This is a genomic window from Paenibacillus sp. JCM 9796 (genome assembly GCF_055379675.1).
Genome location: NZ_AP043723.1, coordinates 5,325,318 through 5,342,946, shown reverse-complemented (window position 1 = coordinate 5,342,946; position 17,629 = coordinate 5,325,318). Strand labels below are relative to the sequence as shown.

The window sequence follows — 17,629 nt, the reverse complement described above, 5'->3', positions numbered from 1 at the left end:
ACCTCCGTTACTTGTAATCGACAGAAACCGAAAATTCGCCGATCCGGTCGATTTGAATCCGGACCTTGTTGCCTTTCTCGATAGGACCGACCCCTTCGGGCGTTCCCGTTGTAAGAATGTCCCCCGGCTCCAGTGTCATCGCTGCCGATGCCGCTTCAAAAAACTTGTAGCAATCGTATATCAAGTCCTTGGTATTCGCCGACTGCCGGAGCTCCTCATCCACCCATAAGCGAAATCCGAGCTCATTAGGATTCCCGATTTCATCCGACGTTACAATCCAGGGCCCGATCGGCGTAAATGTATCAAAGGATTTGCGCCATGGGCGGTCTTCCTTGCCTCTGACCGTGATGTCCATCAGGGCGAAATAGCCGAATATGTACTTATAGGCTTCCGATGCGGGCACATCCTTCGCTCTCTTGCCGACGACGAACGCCAGCTCCGCTTCGTGGTCCGTCCTGCGGTCTTTAAACGGCAATTTGACGGTATCCTCGGGACCGATGATTGAAGAAGGCGCTTTCAAAAAGAAGCCTAGTTTTTCAATCGTGTACTCCGCGTTATTGAATTGCTCGTTCATTTCATCCTGGTGAAGATAATAATTCACCGGCGCCGCCACGATTTTCGTTGGATTCGGAACGGGAGGGCGTAATTTCACTTGGTGCAATGCGTACGAATCGGCGTATGCCAGCCCCCGATCAATGGCGGATTTGAAATATTCAAATCGCACAATCAAATTTACAAGGGATTCCTGCGGTTTAGCCGCATCCCAGGGAACGATACCGCTAACATCCAGTACGCGATCATCCTTTACTACTCCAGGTATATAGTCATTGAATAGAACAATTTTCACTTCATAACATCCCCTCATTTTTTGAGTTGTATTACTCATTTTATTTCTATATGATATAAGTTAACATGGTTGCCTGTAGGTGTCAATAATCCCACAGGCTAAATCATGCAATATTATCCATGATCATCGGGGGTTTTTAACATGAGGGACATTAATATGAACTCCATCCAAACCATTGACCGGGCGATCGATGTGCTACAGGCGTTCAGTGCCGGAAACACTTCGCTTACGATCGAAGAAATTTCGGCAATTGCCCATCTGCCCAAAAATACGGTATATCGCATTTTATATACCCTTGCACGCAGAGGGTTAGTCCAATTTGACGCCACTTCGTTAACCTATCAACCTGGTTTGCGGCTTTTGGAATTTTCGATGCTTAAATCATCCACCCTTGACGTACGGCAAGAGGCGGAGCCGTTCTTGGATGAGCTTCACCTTCGAACGAAGCAAACCATCCTGATGGCTTTACCGGAGAAGGAAGAAATTTTTTACGTTTATAAACGAGAAAATGAAAATTATGAAGGCTTAAGTGTAGGTACGCTCGTCGGGCTGCGTCGGCCGTATTTGTACGGCGTTCTGGGCCAGGCGGTGCTGGCTTTTTTCCCCGAGTCTCGAATTGACCATATTTTGTCCCTGCCTGCTAAAGCATACACCAAGCACACGGTTACAGATCCCGTTCTCTTACGTGAGCGATTGCAGCAAATCAGGCGGGACCGGGTATTTGCCAGCTCCCATGAAACCAATCTGGGAGTGACGGGCATAGCCGCACCCATATTTGATATACATGGTTATCCCATCGCCGCAATTGGCGTCGTTGGACCTGAAGTTCACCTTATAGAGCAATTGGCAAATATCAAGCAACTCGTCATTGAAGCTTCCAACAACATTTCTTCCAGAATGGGTTACCGTCTTGACGAGATCACGGATTAGCAGCAAACCCATTCCCTCTATATTCAACACCATTGTGTCTGATAAATAGTGCAAGCTGGAGATGACGCCCCTCCCGGGCGTACCGCAAGAAGCCCTGCATAGGTGCAGGGCTTCTTTAGCTTGAACAAACGCAGGTGCCGAGTCTCTGATTAGAACGGGAATTTGCGATATTGTTGTTGAATCGAAACCCATTTGGTAATCGTAAATTCGTCGATGATCCACGGATTCCCGAATCTGCCGCTTCCGCTCGACTTGTTGCCGCCGAAAGGAATCGTCGGGCTATCGTTAACCGTCTGGTCGTTGATATGCGTCATGCCGCTCTCGATTTGCATCGCAAACTCTTCGCCTTTGGCCAAATCAGAAGTGAAGATCGAAGAACTTAACCCGTACTCGGTTTCGCTTGCCATTCGAACCGCTTCTTCATCCGTATCGGCCTTGACAATCGTCGCGATCGGCGCAAACAGCTCGGTTTGTGCCAGCCGGCTCGTGTTATCCACACCCGTAAACACATAAGGCGTCAGCACATTGCCTTCCCTCTTGCCTTCAAGCGCAATAGTCACGCCTTCCTGCTTGGCCGATTCGATGACGTTGACCGCTTTCTGCAGCTGGCGTTCATTAACAAGCGGTCCGATTACGGTCTTCGGATCTCTTGGATCGCCGCAGGGAAGAGCCTTCGCCCGCTCGACAAACTTTTGCACAAACTCATCATGCTTGTCTTTATGCACGATGAAACGATTAATAATCATACATATTTGTCCTTGATGAATGAACTTTCCGAACACTGCGGCATCAACCGCACGATCGACATCGGCATCCGACAGTACGACAAACGGGCTGTTTCCGCCCAGCTCGAGAATGACGCGCTTTAAGTTTTTACCGGCAATTTCGCCGATATGTTTGCCGACCGCCGTAGAGCCGGTGAAGCTGATCAAACCGGCGTGCGGGTTCGTCAGCATCTCGTCGCCGATCTCCGTAATATCCGTCAGAATCACGTTGAAGACGCCTCTCGGCAGACCCGCATATTCGAACGCCTTGGCAATAATCGAACCGCCCGTTAAGCCGACTTGAATATCAGGCTTATGCACTACGCTGTTCCCCAGGGCGATAGCAGGCGCGATCGTTCTCATGGACAAATTCATCGGGAAATTGAATGGGGAGATCGATGCGACCACGCCCAGCGGAAGGCGGCGAACCCGGTTCACCTTGCCCGGAACAGCCGACGGAATATCCTGCACTTTATCAATGGCATCGGCGTAATTGACGGCCTCCTCCAACACTTCCAGCGCAAGATGCACTTCTACGTTGGCTTTTAAGATTGTTCCGCCCGTTTCACGGACAATGACGTTGACAATCGCATCATGGTTGGCGTGCAAATATTCCGCAGCTTTATGAATGACCGCCTTGCGTTCCTCAACGGATGATTGGGACCATTCCCGCTGCGCCTTTCTTGCAATCTCAAACGTTTCCTGCAGTTGTTTAGCTGTCGCGAGCCGCACGGTCGTCACAACCGAATTGTCGTAAGGATTCGTAATATCGTAAGTCCTCTCGCTTAAACCTTCCCGCCATTCTCCGTTGATATAGCTTTTGTTAAGATCCTCATATCGCGTTACAGGAATCTTTTCCTCTGGAATCGCCATCGATATTACCCCTTTGCACGTTGGTTTTATGATAATAAATGTGTTTCCGCGTCTGACAGGCCTTATTCGCTTCAGCGCTGACCGGTCACAGGGTGCGGATAATGGAATGCCATCACATCCGTATCCGGCCAGAGAACAGGAGTCGGCACGATCAATTCATCCGGACCAACCGGGTTTTCCGGGAAAGTCGTCGAGAACATCGGGTATAATCCCGGTGGAGTATGCGCCCAGCCTTTATCGAAATCGGCGTGCCACAATCCGCGGTAGTTCAATACTTTGATTTTCCATACGCCCTGTTCCTTTACATATTCATTCTCGTAGATTCCTCCTTCCCACCATTGTCTGGTTTCACCCTCTGCAAGCTCGTGACGTCCCGCTTGCATCAGGCAGCGGAATCTTCCTTTGGCCGTTTGCCGATCCGGGGAGACTTCCACGATGTCCTGCATCATGGGATGATCGAGAAGAAAACCGTATACAGGTCCGTTATTGCCGTTAGTGAAATTTTTCTGGAACCGTTCGACATAGAGCCGGCGCGCTCCCTCTTTACCTTTGAAAATGCCGCCCATGAAGTGAACCTCTCCGTCTTCTGCAAAGAGATCCACCACTTCGTTGTACAGACACTTATCGATATAATAGCCGTATTTATGATGCAAATGCCTGATCGCCTGCGTATCTTCCAGTAAACCAACTTGATTCGTTAATTGCTCGATCTTTTTCTCCAAAGTGGCAATGTGCTCATTCGAGTTTAATGCAAGTTCTCCCATAGTAGTAACTCCTCCATGTATATTCAATATTGGTGAATCTATGAATCAGACAGCTGCTTTCGCCGTATTGAGCCGGGAATCCGGCACCCAGTTCCCATGCAGGCCTTGACGGAGCCGCAGCGGCAAACGCACCGTGGCGATCGGGCCGTCATCGATATGCTGGGCGTCAAGAATAACCAAATCCGAACGCATCTCTTCATGCCGATTAACTAACGCGATAAGGTACCCTTCACCTTCGGGAGCATGATCCGATTTCGGAATAAAGGTAGATTCCTGGATCGTGGAAGTCGGCCCCGCAAAGAAGGTTTTCTCCTTGCCGGTGGAAAAGTCGATATGACCCAAACAATTGATGAACATCCCCGAAATGCTGCCACCGCGCTTGGAATCATAAGGTTTCGATAAATCCGTCACACACATGAAGCCGTGGCGGTAAGACTCCATCGCATAGCGGTCATCGATGCGCGGGAAATCCCCGATCATATTACCCAGCTGCTTATGTTCGAACGTATTGTTGCCGGATTCGAAATCGATTGTCCAGCGGGTGACGCGGGAATCCGCCTTCTCCCGGTCGAATGCCGCGCCGTGGATATCCGGGAAGAACGGGAACATGTTGCCTTCGGCAACCGGCATGTCGATATGTATCTTGGAGCCTACGTTGAAGGCGTTCATGACGTGGGATGCGAATTGATTCGGTCCTTTAAACCAACGAATGTCGCGGGCTTCGCCTCTGCGCGGGATGACTCCAAGATAGATGTCCTTCGTGCCGTCCCAACCGAAAGTCGGTTTTCCTTCTCTTGCCCGTTCCAGACTGCTTACGATCGGCACAACCGGGAAAATGACATAATCACGGGTCACACCGAAATCATGCTGCATGGAGGCATATGGCATTTTAAACCAGACCTCGTGAACAATTTCCCCCTTAGGGCTGATCACATAGTACGTGATATCATCCGTGTCGATGCCCTTGGAGGCATAACCGAACGCTATCATTTCCCCCGTCTGGGGATCCAGCTTCGGATGCGCCGTGAATGTCTCGCTCGTCATTTTACCTTCGTAATCGTAATAGCCCTGCGATTCGAGCGTGAACGGATCCATAACGATCGGCGGACTGTCTTCCTTAAGCGCAAGCAGTTTCCCGGCATGAAAAACAATGTTCGTATTAGCTGTTCCTCTAATCTGCCCCTGTACGCTCGGATCGTCGAAAAACGGGTTCCGGTAGGCGCCGAACAAAGCGCGCTGCGCCTTGCGTTCCAGTTCGAACTTATCGGTGCGAACATACCGGGACTTGTAGTCGACACGGCCGTTCTGAAACCGGAACATGCTTACCATGCCGTCTCCGTTGAAGTAAATGTCATGGCCGAGTAAAGGCGGGTATTGCGGGTCGGGCCCGACCCGGTAGAAAGCCCCGTTGATGTCGGCCGGAATGTCGCCATCCACTTCCACGTCGTAAATATCAACTTCCATCCGGCTTGGCGTATTGAAGCCTGTGTAAATGGGCAAGTCAGGAAATTTATTCATTTCCATTACCTTCTTTCATTTCTTATTAAAGCGGGTACAAATATGGAAATCAGCTGGTTTTATGATAATTAATCGCATGATACTCGATGAATTCATGAAGGCCGAGCTCAGAATTTTCTCTGCCGATTCCGCTTTGTTTAACACCGCCAAACGGCATTTGCTCATAGCCGAGATGGGATTGGCCGCTCCCGTTAATGAACGTCATACCGGCTTCAATCTCTCTCGCAATTTTCAGGCCGCGTTCAAAATCGGCAGTCCATACGGAGGAACCCAGACCGTACTCGGTCATATTGGCCCAACGGATTACTTCTTCTTCCGAACGATAGGAGATTAACGGCATGATCGGACCGAATTGCTCGCATGTGACAATTTCTTGCGATGGCTCCACATCACGGACGATTGCCGGATGCAAGTAATAGCCGTTGTCCCAGTTATCAGGCTCCAGCTTCTCACCCAACTCCACAATCTTGGCGCTGCTTTGTTTGATTCTTTCAACAAGCGCTTTGACGAAGTCGTATTGAACTTTGTTGTTCAACGGTGCGAAAGTGGCGCTCGGATCCAAGCCATGCCCGATCTTATACTGATCGACCAGATCACACATTTTGGTATAGAAAGAATCATACATCTTCTCCGGAATATAGATTCTTTTAGTGGCGAAACATACTTGGCCCGAACGGCGGAATGCGCTGACCATAATTTTGGGAATGATGTTGTCCAGGTCCGCATCATCGAGTACGATTGCCGGATCGTTTCCGCCCAGTTCGAAGTGCACGCCTTTAAGAGATTCCGCTGCATCCTTCATGATGAACTTTGCGATCTTGCCGCCGCCTGTAAATGATATTTTACGTACAAGCGGATGCTTCGTTAAGGCAGAGCCGACGTCCCCGTCTCCGTGAATAACATTGAGGACGCCGGCAGGGAGCAGGGCTGCGATTTTTTTCATAATTATACTTACGCCCATCGGAGCATTCGGCGAAGGCTTCATGACGAGTGTGTTGCCGGTTACGATTGCCGGTGCGATTTTTTGGATCGTTAACACCATCGGCGCATTCCAAGGCACGATTCCCGCTATGACACCGATTGGCCTTTTCTCCACGCTCACCCAGCTGGTTTCGTCCTCCGCCTGTTTGGGATTGAAGAAAGATTCCGCGTTTTTGATCGTGGCATGAACCGCATGGATAGCCATATTCATTTCACCTAAGGATGTAGACAACAGAACCCCGTTCTCTCTCGATAACGTCTCGGCCAGAGATTGGCTTTCATCCTCCAGAAGCTTCGCGATTCGAGACAAAACATCCAGGCGTTCCTCAAGCGCAGACTTGCGCCATGACAAGAAGGCTTGATGTGCGGCGTTCACGGCTTGCTCTACGTGCTGCACGGTTCCGATCGCTACTTGTCCCACGACATCTGTAAGTCGGCCCGGATCCCGAACCTCGGAATAACGCTCGGTTGGTACATCTTCATGATTAATGTGCAAATCGATTTTCATGACACTCATCAATAAACACTTCCCCTTTCCCCACCCTTGAAATAGCCGACGCATGTAGGCGCTTTCAGGAAAATGTTCATCCTGATCCCGCCCTTGTCACCTCGACGTGCAGCTTTAGCCATACATTGAAATCCGGGTAAAGTAAAAGTAGTTGCTGCAACTTTCGATCGCTTTAAAATAATGAGCTGATTGACTCATTTTACTCCCCAAAACTAAAGTAACATGTTTGGAAGTATGTGTCAATCACATTTGATTTCAGAAGTTGTTGTTGTTCCATCCTTTAAAATGGACACGTTTCCTGTAAAGCGACGTCTATGCCCCGTTGATTCGTCCTTGGTCGCAGCGTGAATACAACCTCGGTGAATCCCCCTAACGGCAGAGCGAATTGGATCGGTTATTCCTCTACATAAGATGCTATAGCCTGCTTCACGCGTGCATTAGACAAGCGCAAAAAATTGCACAAAATACGGATTTCGTGCAACTTCTGTTATATCAAAGAAAAGGCGCAACTCCCGCTACCCTATACCATGGACAAGCAGGCGCAGACAGGTGGCAGATGACTTTGCAGAGTAAGAAATACGACATCATGGAGCAATACGAAACCGAGCTCGATGCATTCTCAATCATCATGAAAGATAAGGACTATTCGATCCTCACGCAGCGTGAGTATATGCTGGACATCAGAAGGTTCCTCGGGAGTGTTTACCCCAAGCCCGTCGAAGACATAACCAAGCTCGACGTCATGCGTTACCTAACCAGCATTCGTAAGGGCGGAACGGGCGGATCGGCGAGAAATCGGCAGCTTTCCTCCATTCGTACCTTTTTTAAATTCCTTAATCTTATGGAAATCATCAAGGGAAACCCCGCCCTGGAGGTGGAGAAGACGAAGGTTGAAAAAAATCGGATTCCGACCTATCTGGATGAGCAGGAGCTTGTCCATTTCTTCCAAGAGGTAGACGGAAGATATGTGATTCGAAACGTGGCCATCTGCATGTTAATGGCGTACGCAGGGCTGCGCGTCATTGAAATACACCGTCTGAATTTGAAGGACTATCATAGAGACGAGGAGTACCTCAGAGTGAAAGGAAAAGGAGATAAATGGCGAGTGGTTCCTCTGCTCCCGGAAATCATCGATTCATTGGACCGGTACATGCCGATTCGCATTCCTCACCGGAGCGGAAAAGATATTCCTCTCTTTACTTCTCAATTTGGCAGGAGAATCGCGCGACGGACGGTTCAGCATGTAACCGAGCAGGCATTTGCCGCCTTTCAAGAATCCAAGCCGGAGAACGAGAAGAAACTATCCAGTCATAAGCTGCGCCATAGCTTTGCAACACTGCACATCCGGAGCGGGACTGATATACGTTCTGTCCAGGAATTGCTCGGCCATTCCAGTATAGAGAACACACAGATCTATACTCATGTCGACAATAAACAACTGCGGGCGGCGCAGGGAAATATCAAGGGTAAATTACCAGCGTTAAAATGAAAGCTGACATGATTGTGTCACGCCGTACTCCCCCCTTCTCCCCTTATGCTGGAAACGTCCCCGAACAAACATCATGTTCTTTGTCGGGCAGAGAAATAACCCGCAGCCGTGGCCAGGGCTGCGGGTTATCCAGTGATGAATGCATACAGAAGTCAAACTCAACGATATTGGGAATTACCAAAGCAAGATTATTCGTTTTGAAGAACAGTTTTGGCAATTTTCCCGTCCAAATTTTCATAATCGTAATACCGGATCGTTTCGTAAAGTTCCTTTCGTGTCTGCATATGCGCCAAAGATTGCACCTGCGTCCCGGTTTGGCTAATTTCCGCAAACACCCGCTCGTATGCTTTAGCGGCAACCCGAAGCGAGGTCACCGGATATATGACCATGTTAATGCCCCAGATTTCGAATTGCTCGGCGGTATAATAAGGGGTTTTCCCGAATTCAGTCATATTGGCCAGCAGGGGTACATCGATAGCTGCTCGGAACCGTTTGAAATCTTCTTCGTTTTCCAGCGCTTCCGGAAAAATTGCATCTGCCCCCGCAGCTATATAGTGCTTGGCTCTTTCGATCGCAGCCTCCATCCCCTCTACGCTCTTAGCGTCCGTACGGGCAATGACAACGAGGGAGGGCGCGATTTCCTTTATCGTCTTGATTTTCTGCATCATCTCCTCCGCAGAGACGAGCTTCTTTCCGTTCAGGTGCCCGCATTTCTTCGGCATTTCCTGATCTTCGATCTGAACGGCAGCCACCTTGGCCTCCAGCATTTCTTTCGCCGTTCGGGCAACGTTCAGCACACCTCCGAAGCCTGTGTCGATATCGACAAGCAGGGGAAGTCCCGAAGCCCTGATCAGCTCCCGAGCACGGTCCGCCACTTCATTGGAATAGATCAGTCCGAGATCCGGTAAACCTCGACTAGCCGTATAAGCGGCCCCTGACAAATAAATGGCTTTGAAATCGAACTGCTTCGCGATTCTGGCAGCCATAGCATCATGAGTTCCAGGAATTTTTACAATGGAACCGCTGCGGATCATTCGCATAAATTGTTCGGCTAATTGCTTCTGCCCAGGCTCATCCTCAATCAACCAAGCCATAGTAATTCCCCTTTCTTGTGCCCTCAGGCTGAAGGTCAAATGACGAACAAGTTCATATAATCTTGAACGGCCATTTCTTCAAAGCGCTGCTGATCCAAGGAAAGTTCGATAATTTGCTCAACTCTCTTTTTCGGGAAGCGCGTCAGCAAGCTGGATTGGAATTTCTCCACGATTTTCGGGATTCCCTCCTCACGGCGTCTGCGGTGACCGATCGGATATTCACATTCGGCTTTTGCTGTTTCCGTACCGTTCTTGAAATGAACTTGTACCGCGTTCGCGATCGAGCGCTTCTGCGGATCAAGATAGTCCTTGCTATATCTCTCATCTTCTACGACAACCATTTTTTCACGAAGGTCGTCGATTCTCGGATCTTTCGCAATCTCGTCCTCGTAATGCTCGGCCGTCAAGTTACCGAACAACAGGCCGATGGCTACCATGTATTGGAGACAGTGGTCGCGGTCGGCTGGATTGTAGAGCGGCCCCTTCTTGTCAATAATCCGTATGGCGGACTCGTGCGTCGTCAGCGTAATATGGCTAATGTCATCGATACGGTCTTTCACAAGTTCATGCAGCTCGAATGCGCACTCCACTGCCGTTTGCGCATGAAATTCGGCCGGGAAGGAAATCTTGAACAGCACGTTCTCCATCACGTAGCTGTCCAGCGAACGGGCAAGCTTCAGCTCCTTGCCTTTGAACAGTACATCCTGGAATCCCCAAAGCTTGGCGGAAAGGCCGGTGGCATAGCCCATTTCGCCTTTCATTGCCATTAGGCCAAGGCGTACGGCACGGCTTGTCGCATCGCCGGCTGCCCAAGACTTCCGGGAGCCTGTATTTGGCGCATGTCTATACGTACGTAAACTTCCGCCATCCAACCATGCATTGGAGAGGGCGTTGATCACCTCTTCCCGGCCACCGCCAAGCAAAGCGGTAACGACAGCTGTCGAAGCAACTTTAACGAACAACACATGGTCCAATCCGACACGGTTTAAGCTGTTCTCTAAAGCCAGAACGCCTTGAATTTCGTGAGCCTTAATCGCTGCGGTAAGCACATCGCGCATCTTCAGCGGTTCCTTCCCTTCAGCGATCCGATTACGGCTAACATAGTCGGCTACGGCCAGAATGCCGCCCAAATTGTCGGAGGGATGCCCCCACTCCGCCGCAAGCCATGTGTCGTTGAAATCGAGCCAACGAATCAAGGTGCCGATGTTGAATGCCCCATGTACCGGATCGAGCTCAAATTGGGTTCCCGGTACACGTGTGCCGTTCGTCACGCGAATCCCGGGAACGATAGGCCCCAGGTGCTTGGTGCATTCCGGGAAGCGCAGCGCCAGCATGGCTGTTCCGAGAGAGTCCATAACGACATGACGAGCGATTTGATAGGCCTCTTTGCTTTTTATTTCATATGAAATTGTATATTGGGCTATATCTACCAGCAACTTGTCTGCCTGCTCCAAAATATTTCCTTTATCATAAGCAATTGAGCTCATAACATCTATCTCTCCTTGTTGTATTATGGATGAAGATTGCGCGGGCCACTGTAAAGAACTCTTGGACGGAAAAGACGGTTGTTCTCATGCTGCTCGATGACATGTGCACATACTCCGATCGTTCGTGCCGCTAAGAAGACAGGAGTGAATAGATCGATTGGGATTCCAAGCAAGTAATACACCGGAGCCGCATAGTAATCCAAGTTGGGATACAGTCCTTTTTCCCGTTTCATAACCTCTTCACCGATTACGCACATGTGATACAAATGCTCCTGGCCTTTTGCAATCGCTAGCGGTTGAAGAGCAGCTTTCATAAGAAGGGCGCGCGGATCCGGTTTGTTCATGTAAACCCGGTGTCCGAAGCCCATAATACGCTCTTTGCGAGACAGCTTGCCGAGAATCAAGGGCTCCATTTCTTCAACGGCTCCGGCTACTAAAAGCATTTGCATAACCGCTTCGTTTGCTCCACCATGAAGCGTTCCTTTGAGCGAAGCGACGGCACCTGTCAAAGCTCCGATGATATCCGCTTGCGTAGAAGCAATGACCCGAGCCGTAAATGTGGAGTTTGGCATTTCATGTTCACTGTAGACGATCAGGGACTGGTCGAAAACCTTCGATTCCATCTCGGTCGGAACACGTCCCGTGATCATATGCAGAAAGTTCGCACTGTATGAAAGATTTTTATTAGGCTGGGCCGGCTCCAGATTGTGAATAGCCCGGTAGCTGTCCGCAACGATTTGTGGAACTTTGGCTAATAAACGAATGGACTTGCGGTAATTAGCCTCCCTGGATCGGTCGTCGATTTCCTTTTCGTCCCCGGCCAGTGCTGAAATCCCCGTCCTGAGTACGTCCATCAAATGTGTGTTTTTGGGAAGAAGCCTGAGCAGTTCAAACATTTCTTTCGATAACCCGGCTTCATTCCTCAAAGCTTGTTCAAGCCCCTTGTATTGTTCTTCGTTAGGCAAGATGCCGTTCAACAGCAAAGAGACGATGTCCAGGTAAGTCACTTTTTGGGCCAATTCAATCAGGTCATAACCACGCAGCACGATTTCTTCGTTGGCCACATCCAGATATGAAATTTGGGTCTCGCTAGCGATAACGTTTTCAAGACCGGGTTGGAATAATTCATTCATATTCACCTGACTCCCTTACCATAAATTAGATAACTCCCTGCCTCTTAATCATAGACATGCCGGGTTGAACAAATCCAATATCGTCTTCATCCTACTTAATATGTTTTGCATACTACATCCCCTTGACCATAATTAAGGATTTTTGTTGACTTGGTTGTTCCGCCTAAGCGATAGTAAGAGTATAGAATCCGGATAGAGAAGGGGTAAACTATGGAATTAAGACATCTACGATATTTCATTACCGTTGCTGAAGAACTCCATTTCGGGAAAGCCGCGACGCGTTTGAACATGTCCCAGCCGCCATTAAGCCAGCAAATCCGTCAACTGGAAGAGGAGCTGGGCTTCCCCTTGTTATATCGAAATAAACAGCATGTGAAATTGACCGAGGCGGGTAAGGTTTTTCTTGAAGAGGCACGAATTGCGATTGCTCAAGTCGAACAAGCTTGTTTAGTCGCTCAGAAGGCGAATCAAGGCTTGCTGGGAAGGCTCTCCATCGGCTTTGTCGGTTCGTCCACTTATTCGGTAGCGCCGCTGTTGCATCGCTTCCTGCTTCATTCCCCTAAAATCAACATTACGCTTCATCAGATGAAAACCGCCAATCAGTTGCATGCTCTTCATGAGGGAAGCATACATCTCGGGATTGTTCGAACGCACATTCATAGTCCTAACATCGTCTCAGAAGTGATTTGCAGCGAGAAGTTTGTCGCGATTTTCCCTGAAGGGCATCCGATGGCACAGAGAGAAGCGCTGCGTATGATAGACCTCGAGAATGAACGATTTATTTTAACTACGAGAGGCTCCACCTATCACGACACTGTCATTCATTTATGCTATCAAGCAGGATTTTCGCCGAACATCGCATTAGAGCTCCCCGAAATTTTAACGATCATGGCGTTCGTCTCGCAAGGAATGGGTGTTTCCATAGTTCCAGCTTCGTTCCGTCATCAGCAGAACAAGGGTATTGTGTATCGGGAGCTGACAGATGTCACTTCTACCTTGGAGACGTACTTTGTGTGGCGTAGTGAGGAGAAATCAAAAGTGTTGCAGGAGTTTATTAAACTAAGCAAGGACAATACGATTTTAGATTAGTCAGCAACAGCATCCGGGACATAATACTGGGGCCACGCACGAAGAGCACCGCAGTATTCCCCAAGATGATGTAAATATATTGATTTTTATTTATAATATGTAAATAATTTTGTTGTAAATCCTTAAATCAAAGATCCGAACATAAAAAATGAAGGATTTGCCCCCAATTCTGTACCCGATCAGTCAACTTACGAACGACATCTCAATCATACGGATCGTGCAAATAAGCTTAAAAGGCCCTGGCGGATACTTAGCTCCCCCAGACTTTCTTGAAACGATCCGAGCTCAAGCAGCGCCAAGTCTTCAGTCGTCGCCTTGTAGAGCGGCTTGTCCCCCTCCTTAACCTCCGACAATGACAGAACGCATGCTTGAAACCCGTTCTGGCGGCGGCACCGCCGCTCCTCAAGCAATCCGGCTTCACCGTATGTCGCATCAACATTACGCTAACGCTTCAAGCATGCCCAAGAAGCTCCTGCAACGTCCATAAATCGTTTCCGCGGCGGAAGTGAGTAGTCGCAAAGGTGTGTCTTAATTTATGGCTGCTGAGCTTTTTATCCTTTAATGCCGGGCGGGATTGGTGCTGCTTTTGGGCGATTTGTAATGCCGGCTAAGGTAAGCCGGCACTGCTACTGCTGCTGTACGGCGACACAAACATAGGCGCTTAGCGTATTAATGATGCCTGTTGTAATCTAATCTCTTGGGTAATCCACTTTCATGATGTCCATGAAAGGGACCTTTGCAGTCTCTTCATTCCGTTGGATATGTACTTTCCCCGTTCGTGAATCCATTAGCACAATCTGACCGCGGACCGGTTCTTCCCACCCCCATACCGTCAGTAAAACTTCGGAGTTTTCCTGTTTCGCTTCTGCCAGTTGATTTCCAATCTCCTCTAGTACAAATTCATCTCGAGTGGGTCGCTTTGCTGCTTTTCCTTTGGCCATGATGTTCCCCCTGATTATATATCCGGTATACCACTCAATTGCTGATTGAGCGAAATTCTCAACTTAAATAATACCACATATGATCTTAAATCTTTAATTCACTCATCATGCAACGCTTCTTCACGTCGGTCAGCTGATGACAGACGTACGATTATCGGATTATGGCGAAAATCAGTCGCAAAAACGATTAAGCACCTATAATCATGTGTCGCGAGCGCAGCGATACAGACATAGGTGCTGTAAACTAAACTTTTCAATTGTAATCGCAGGAATTCGGAATCCCATGGCATGGCCGTTGAGTCCCTTTGCGCCTATCATCGTTAGAAGCCATACGCCGTCTGCCCATGTTCGACGAAGCAGCACGAAAAATCCGGCTATGACAGCAAACGAGGGACGTACCGAATAAAACGACGATTCCAAGCAAGACGAACCAAACTCACATGCGGTAAACGTTAAGCTTTCTCATCCAACCCGATCCGACAATGCTTTCTTGTCGTATTCCAAATATTGCGCCGCGTAGGTGCGAACCGGGTCTCCTGCATAGAACCGTTCATACAGCTCATGACGACCGCCCAGTTGGCTTCCCACCAGATCCCATGCCAACTTAAGCAGCTTTACCCGCTCTTGCGCATTCCGGTCGGCGCCTCGATAATACGTTTGCAGCTTAGCGCCCAATGGGCCGTGAAGCTCCGCTATGGACGAAGGGACTTGAAGCATTCCCGCGCCGGAAAGTTGCTGTAAAATTTCTATGGCCCTCGGATAGTAACGGTTTCCGAGGTTCTTCGCCGTATTGAGTTGTCGCAGTTCGGGCGACCATCCCCCATCGGTGTGAAGCTCAGCGTTATGCTCTGCGGATATAAGCAGTGCTTTAATCGATTCCAATTGGAAAAATAACTCCGCTAGCTTCTCCTGAACGTGCGTGAATTTCTTAATGCCGATGGATGAAGCCAGTTCATTGCCCACGGCTGTCACAAACTCTAACTTGCTGACGAGCCTTACTATGGATTCATGAAGACTTATGGCGGATACGTATTGATCCGATCGAATACTCCAGATGGCGTCGGGGTCATCCTTGATAAATACTCGTTCCCATGGAATTAGAGCATCATCAAACACTAAGATCGCATCCATCTCGTCATAGTGAGCGCTTAACGGATAGTCTTCCTCCCGTTCGGAGGCGAACGAATCCCGGCAGATCAGATGGACTCCAGGGTGGTTAACCGGAATAGCGAACATGACGGCGTACCGCTGCTCTTCCTGTAACTTCGGGCTATGCGGTGAAACCATAATCTCATCCATATAAGGCCCTCCGGTGGCAATCATCTTGGCGCCCCGAACGATAATCCCGTCTTCCGTTTCTTTTAAGATACGAACCGCCGTATATAGATCCCCTAACTCGGAAGCAAGCTTCGTTCGATCGATTTGCGGATCGTGACCCGCAGCGGTCAAGAGCAAATCATTGTCGCGTAAATACGTATAATAATTTTGTATTTTGTCGGGAAAATACGTTTGTTTGGAGCGTATTAACTCCCGCCTGATGAACCATCCGGTTAACTGGGCGCGATAAAAGCCGGCAACGCGGCTCATCACTCCAAACGTTGCATCGGACCATAGTCGAAAGGAGTCACTTCGTTGAAAAATATGTTCTCTTTCGGATGGAACCTGAAACGCCCGATTCGCTCTAAAGCCATTATCCGTCACAAAGGTCAGTCGTTCCTTCGTTTCCGGTCGATCTTGTAAATCCAATACGCGGGCAACAGATGAGACCGTACCCGCGAAGGCGGGATGAGCGGCAATGTCCTGTACGATCGAACCATGAAACCAAACGTTCCTTCCGTCCTTTAACCGATTAAGATATGTTTGACCCGTACTCATAAACCGGCTCCTCTCTGCTTCGTTTCTGACCGTAAATTGCATGTACACACTTCTTGCGGATTTTTTGGCCCCGTTCGCATTACCTTTCGCTTCGTTCTCTCCAAAACGCTTCATAGCGATTCACAAGCTTTTCTTGCGGATATACACGATATAGCTCCGTAGACAAACGGATCGGGTCGTCGAATGCGAATTCCTCGTGCTGTCTTCGGTTTACGGCTTCCTCACTGCCTGCAAAGGTCCTAACCAAATGGCGTAAAGGCTCGTCTGCACTGTGCGCTTCGAAGCCGATATCCCCATTACCGATGCGCAGCAGTGCCTCAGCGGCAGCTTTATAGAACGTCCCGCCCGCTTTTTTTGCTGCTCCAAGTGGAACTGCAGACGGCAGGCATATGCCTTCTTGACTGAAGTATGCGTTTATTTCTGCTGCATGAATGAACGCCTTTATCGTATCCAGATTCTGCAGCAGTTCGCCAAGCAGTCCTTGAATATGCAACTCCTTATGCCGTCCGGTTTTCTCCGCCAATGCAACCGCAGTCGCAGTAACGAGTTCGATCAAATCCGCTTGGCGGGATACCCACTGATAGTCCGCAAGAGACTTCAATTCCGGATGTCCTAACAGCAGGTCTACTTCCGATTGGTTTTGCAGGGAAATCACCCGCTCCCAAGGGACAAACAAACGATCGTACGAAACAGTCACGTTGGCGTAGGCAGCCGCTTCGAGAGGCAGGCGCAGGTCTGGACTGTTTGTAGGAATCAGTACAACGGTTGAAGGTTTTGTCTCATCCTTTTCTTGAACGAATACAAGCAGTTCATCCGCGTACAGAGCATCGGATGCAAACGTCTGCTTCCCGCTAAGCCAAATGCCATCGGTCGTTATTTGTACCGCGGGTTTCACATCGTTTCCTTCTTCAACAGGATGAATACTGTGAAACGTAGTCGTGATCAGGCTGTCGTTTCGGCTGCATAAGTTGTACAGGTTTTCAATTCGCTTGGAACAAGCGAAAGCGGCAATCGGTTCGACATTCCGGTGAGCGAACCATCCCGAAACCAGCGCTTGGGCATAATCCGGCAGCCCCGATGAAAAGTTGGCATGTCTTTCTTCCAGGCTGTAGTTCCCAGGCCGCTTTAATTGCAGCTCCTGCAAAGTCTTGGGCAGCAAATAGGCCTGCTTCCAACTGGATTTTTTTGGCTCATGTTTTTTCGTTTGAACATGGTTTGTGTTCATCGTGTCCCTCCCGTAAGAAAACAACTCGCGACCGGCCAGGCATCCCGGGTAAATTTGCCAAGCAATAATGAATCAACGCCGGAATCCCGGCGAACTAAGCTTTATATGGCC

14 protein-coding genes and 1 pseudogene are annotated in these 17,629 nt (G+C 49.1%); 3 read left to right on the top strand and 12 right to left on the bottom strand.

Going from position 1 to position 17,629, the window contains the following annotated elements; translation table 11 throughout:
• Positions 1-7 precede the first annotated feature (7 nt).
• Entirely contained in the window at positions 8-847 is an 840-nt protein-coding gene (locus tag ACZ439_RS25695; protein ID WP_141335865.1) for a fumarylacetoacetate hydrolase family protein, read from the bottom strand.
• A gap of 141 nt (positions 848-988) precedes the next feature.
• Here ACZ439_RS25695 and ACZ439_RS25690 point away from each other — a divergent pair, with 141 nt between their 5' ends.
• Complete coding sequence (locus ACZ439_RS25690) at positions 989-1,777, top strand: IclR family transcriptional regulator (protein WP_127604147.1); 789 nt, start codon at positions 989-991, stop codon at positions 1,775-1,777.
• Between the two features lie 149 nt (positions 1,778-1,926).
• Here the strand turns inward: ACZ439_RS25690 and ACZ439_RS25685 are convergent, their stop codons facing one another.
• From ACZ439_RS25685 to ACZ439_RS25670, 4 genes are all read right to left on the bottom strand, one after another.
• On the bottom strand, positions 1,927-3,414 hold the full coding sequence (locus ACZ439_RS25685; RefSeq protein WP_054796665.1) for an aldehyde dehydrogenase family protein: 1,488 nt from the start codon (positions 3,412-3,414) through the stop codon (positions 1,927-1,929).
• A 71-nt stretch (positions 3,415-3,485) separates the two neighbouring features.
• Entirely contained in the window at positions 3,486-4,178 is a 693-nt protein-coding gene (locus ACZ439_RS25680) for a nuclear transport factor 2 family protein (protein WP_054796666.1), read from the bottom strand.
• A gap of 45 nt (positions 4,179-4,223) precedes the next feature.
• A complete protein-coding gene (locus ACZ439_RS25675; protein WP_054796667.1) occupies positions 4,224-5,696 on the bottom strand; it encodes a carotenoid oxygenase family protein in 1,473 nt (490 codons plus the stop codon).
• 49 nt (positions 5,697-5,745) lie between these two features.
• A complete protein-coding gene (locus ACZ439_RS25670; RefSeq protein WP_464620360.1) occupies positions 5,746-7,194 on the bottom strand; it encodes an aldehyde dehydrogenase family protein in 1,449 nt (482 codons plus the stop codon).
• Between the two features lie 553 nt (positions 7,195-7,747).
• Between ACZ439_RS25670 and ACZ439_RS25665 the strand changes: the two genes are divergently transcribed.
• Positions 7,748-8,674: a tyrosine-type recombinase/integrase gene (locus ACZ439_RS25665; protein WP_181410192.1), complete on the top strand. Its 927-nt coding sequence runs from the start codon at positions 7,748-7,750 to the stop codon at positions 8,672-8,674.
• A 188-nt stretch (positions 8,675-8,862) separates the two neighbouring features.
• Here the strand turns inward: ACZ439_RS25665 and prpB are convergent, their stop codons facing one another.
• From prpB to mmgD, 3 genes are read right to left on the bottom strand one after another with little or no spacing between them, the layout of a single operon-like run.
• On the bottom strand, positions 8,863-9,768 hold the full coding sequence (gene prpB / locus ACZ439_RS25660; protein ID WP_155614110.1) for a methylisocitrate lyase: 906 nt from the start codon (positions 9,766-9,768) through the stop codon (positions 8,863-8,865).
• Positions 9,769-9,803: 35 nt separating this feature from the next.
• On the bottom strand, positions 9,804-11,255 hold the full coding sequence (locus ACZ439_RS25655) for a bifunctional 2-methylcitrate dehydratase/aconitate hydratase (RefSeq protein ID WP_464620359.1): 1,452 nt from the start codon (positions 11,253-11,255) through the stop codon (positions 9,804-9,806).
• Between the two features lie 23 nt (positions 11,256-11,278).
• A complete protein-coding gene (mmgD, locus tag ACZ439_RS25650; protein ID WP_464620358.1) occupies positions 11,279-12,388 on the bottom strand; it encodes a citrate synthase in 1,110 nt (369 codons plus the stop codon).
• Between the two features lie 210 nt (positions 12,389-12,598).
• Between mmgD and ACZ439_RS25645 the strand changes: the two genes are divergently transcribed.
• Positions 12,599-13,477: a LysR substrate-binding domain-containing protein gene (locus ACZ439_RS25645; protein WP_054796672.1), complete on the top strand. Its 879-nt coding sequence runs from the start codon at positions 12,599-12,601 to the stop codon at positions 13,475-13,477.
• Positions 13,478-13,931: 454 nt separating this feature from the next.
• Here the strand turns inward: ACZ439_RS25645 and ACZ439_RS25640 are convergent.
• From ACZ439_RS25640 to ACZ439_RS25625, 4 genes and pseudogenes are all read right to left on the bottom strand, one after another.
• Positions 13,932-14,024, bottom strand: a pseudogene (locus tag ACZ439_RS25640) (tyrosine-type recombinase/integrase); the annotation flags it as partial.
• A 142-nt stretch (positions 14,025-14,166) separates the two neighbouring features.
• A complete protein-coding gene (locus ACZ439_RS25635) occupies positions 14,167-14,418 on the bottom strand; it encodes a YolD-like family protein (RefSeq protein WP_054796674.1) in 252 nt (83 codons plus the stop codon).
• Between the two features lie 462 nt (positions 14,419-14,880).
• Positions 14,881-16,293: a 4-hydroxyphenylacetate 3-hydroxylase family protein gene (locus tag ACZ439_RS25630; protein WP_054796675.1), complete on the bottom strand. Its 1,413-nt coding sequence runs from the start codon at positions 16,291-16,293 to the stop codon at positions 14,881-14,883.
• Positions 16,294-16,372: 79 nt separating this feature from the next.
• Positions 16,373-17,518, bottom strand: coding sequence for a 4-hydroxyphenylacetate 3-hydroxylase C-terminal domain-containing protein (locus tag ACZ439_RS25625; protein WP_464620357.1), 1,146 nt, complete (start codon positions 17,516-17,518; stop codon positions 16,373-16,375).
• Between the last annotated feature and the right edge of the window lie 111 nt (positions 17,519-17,629).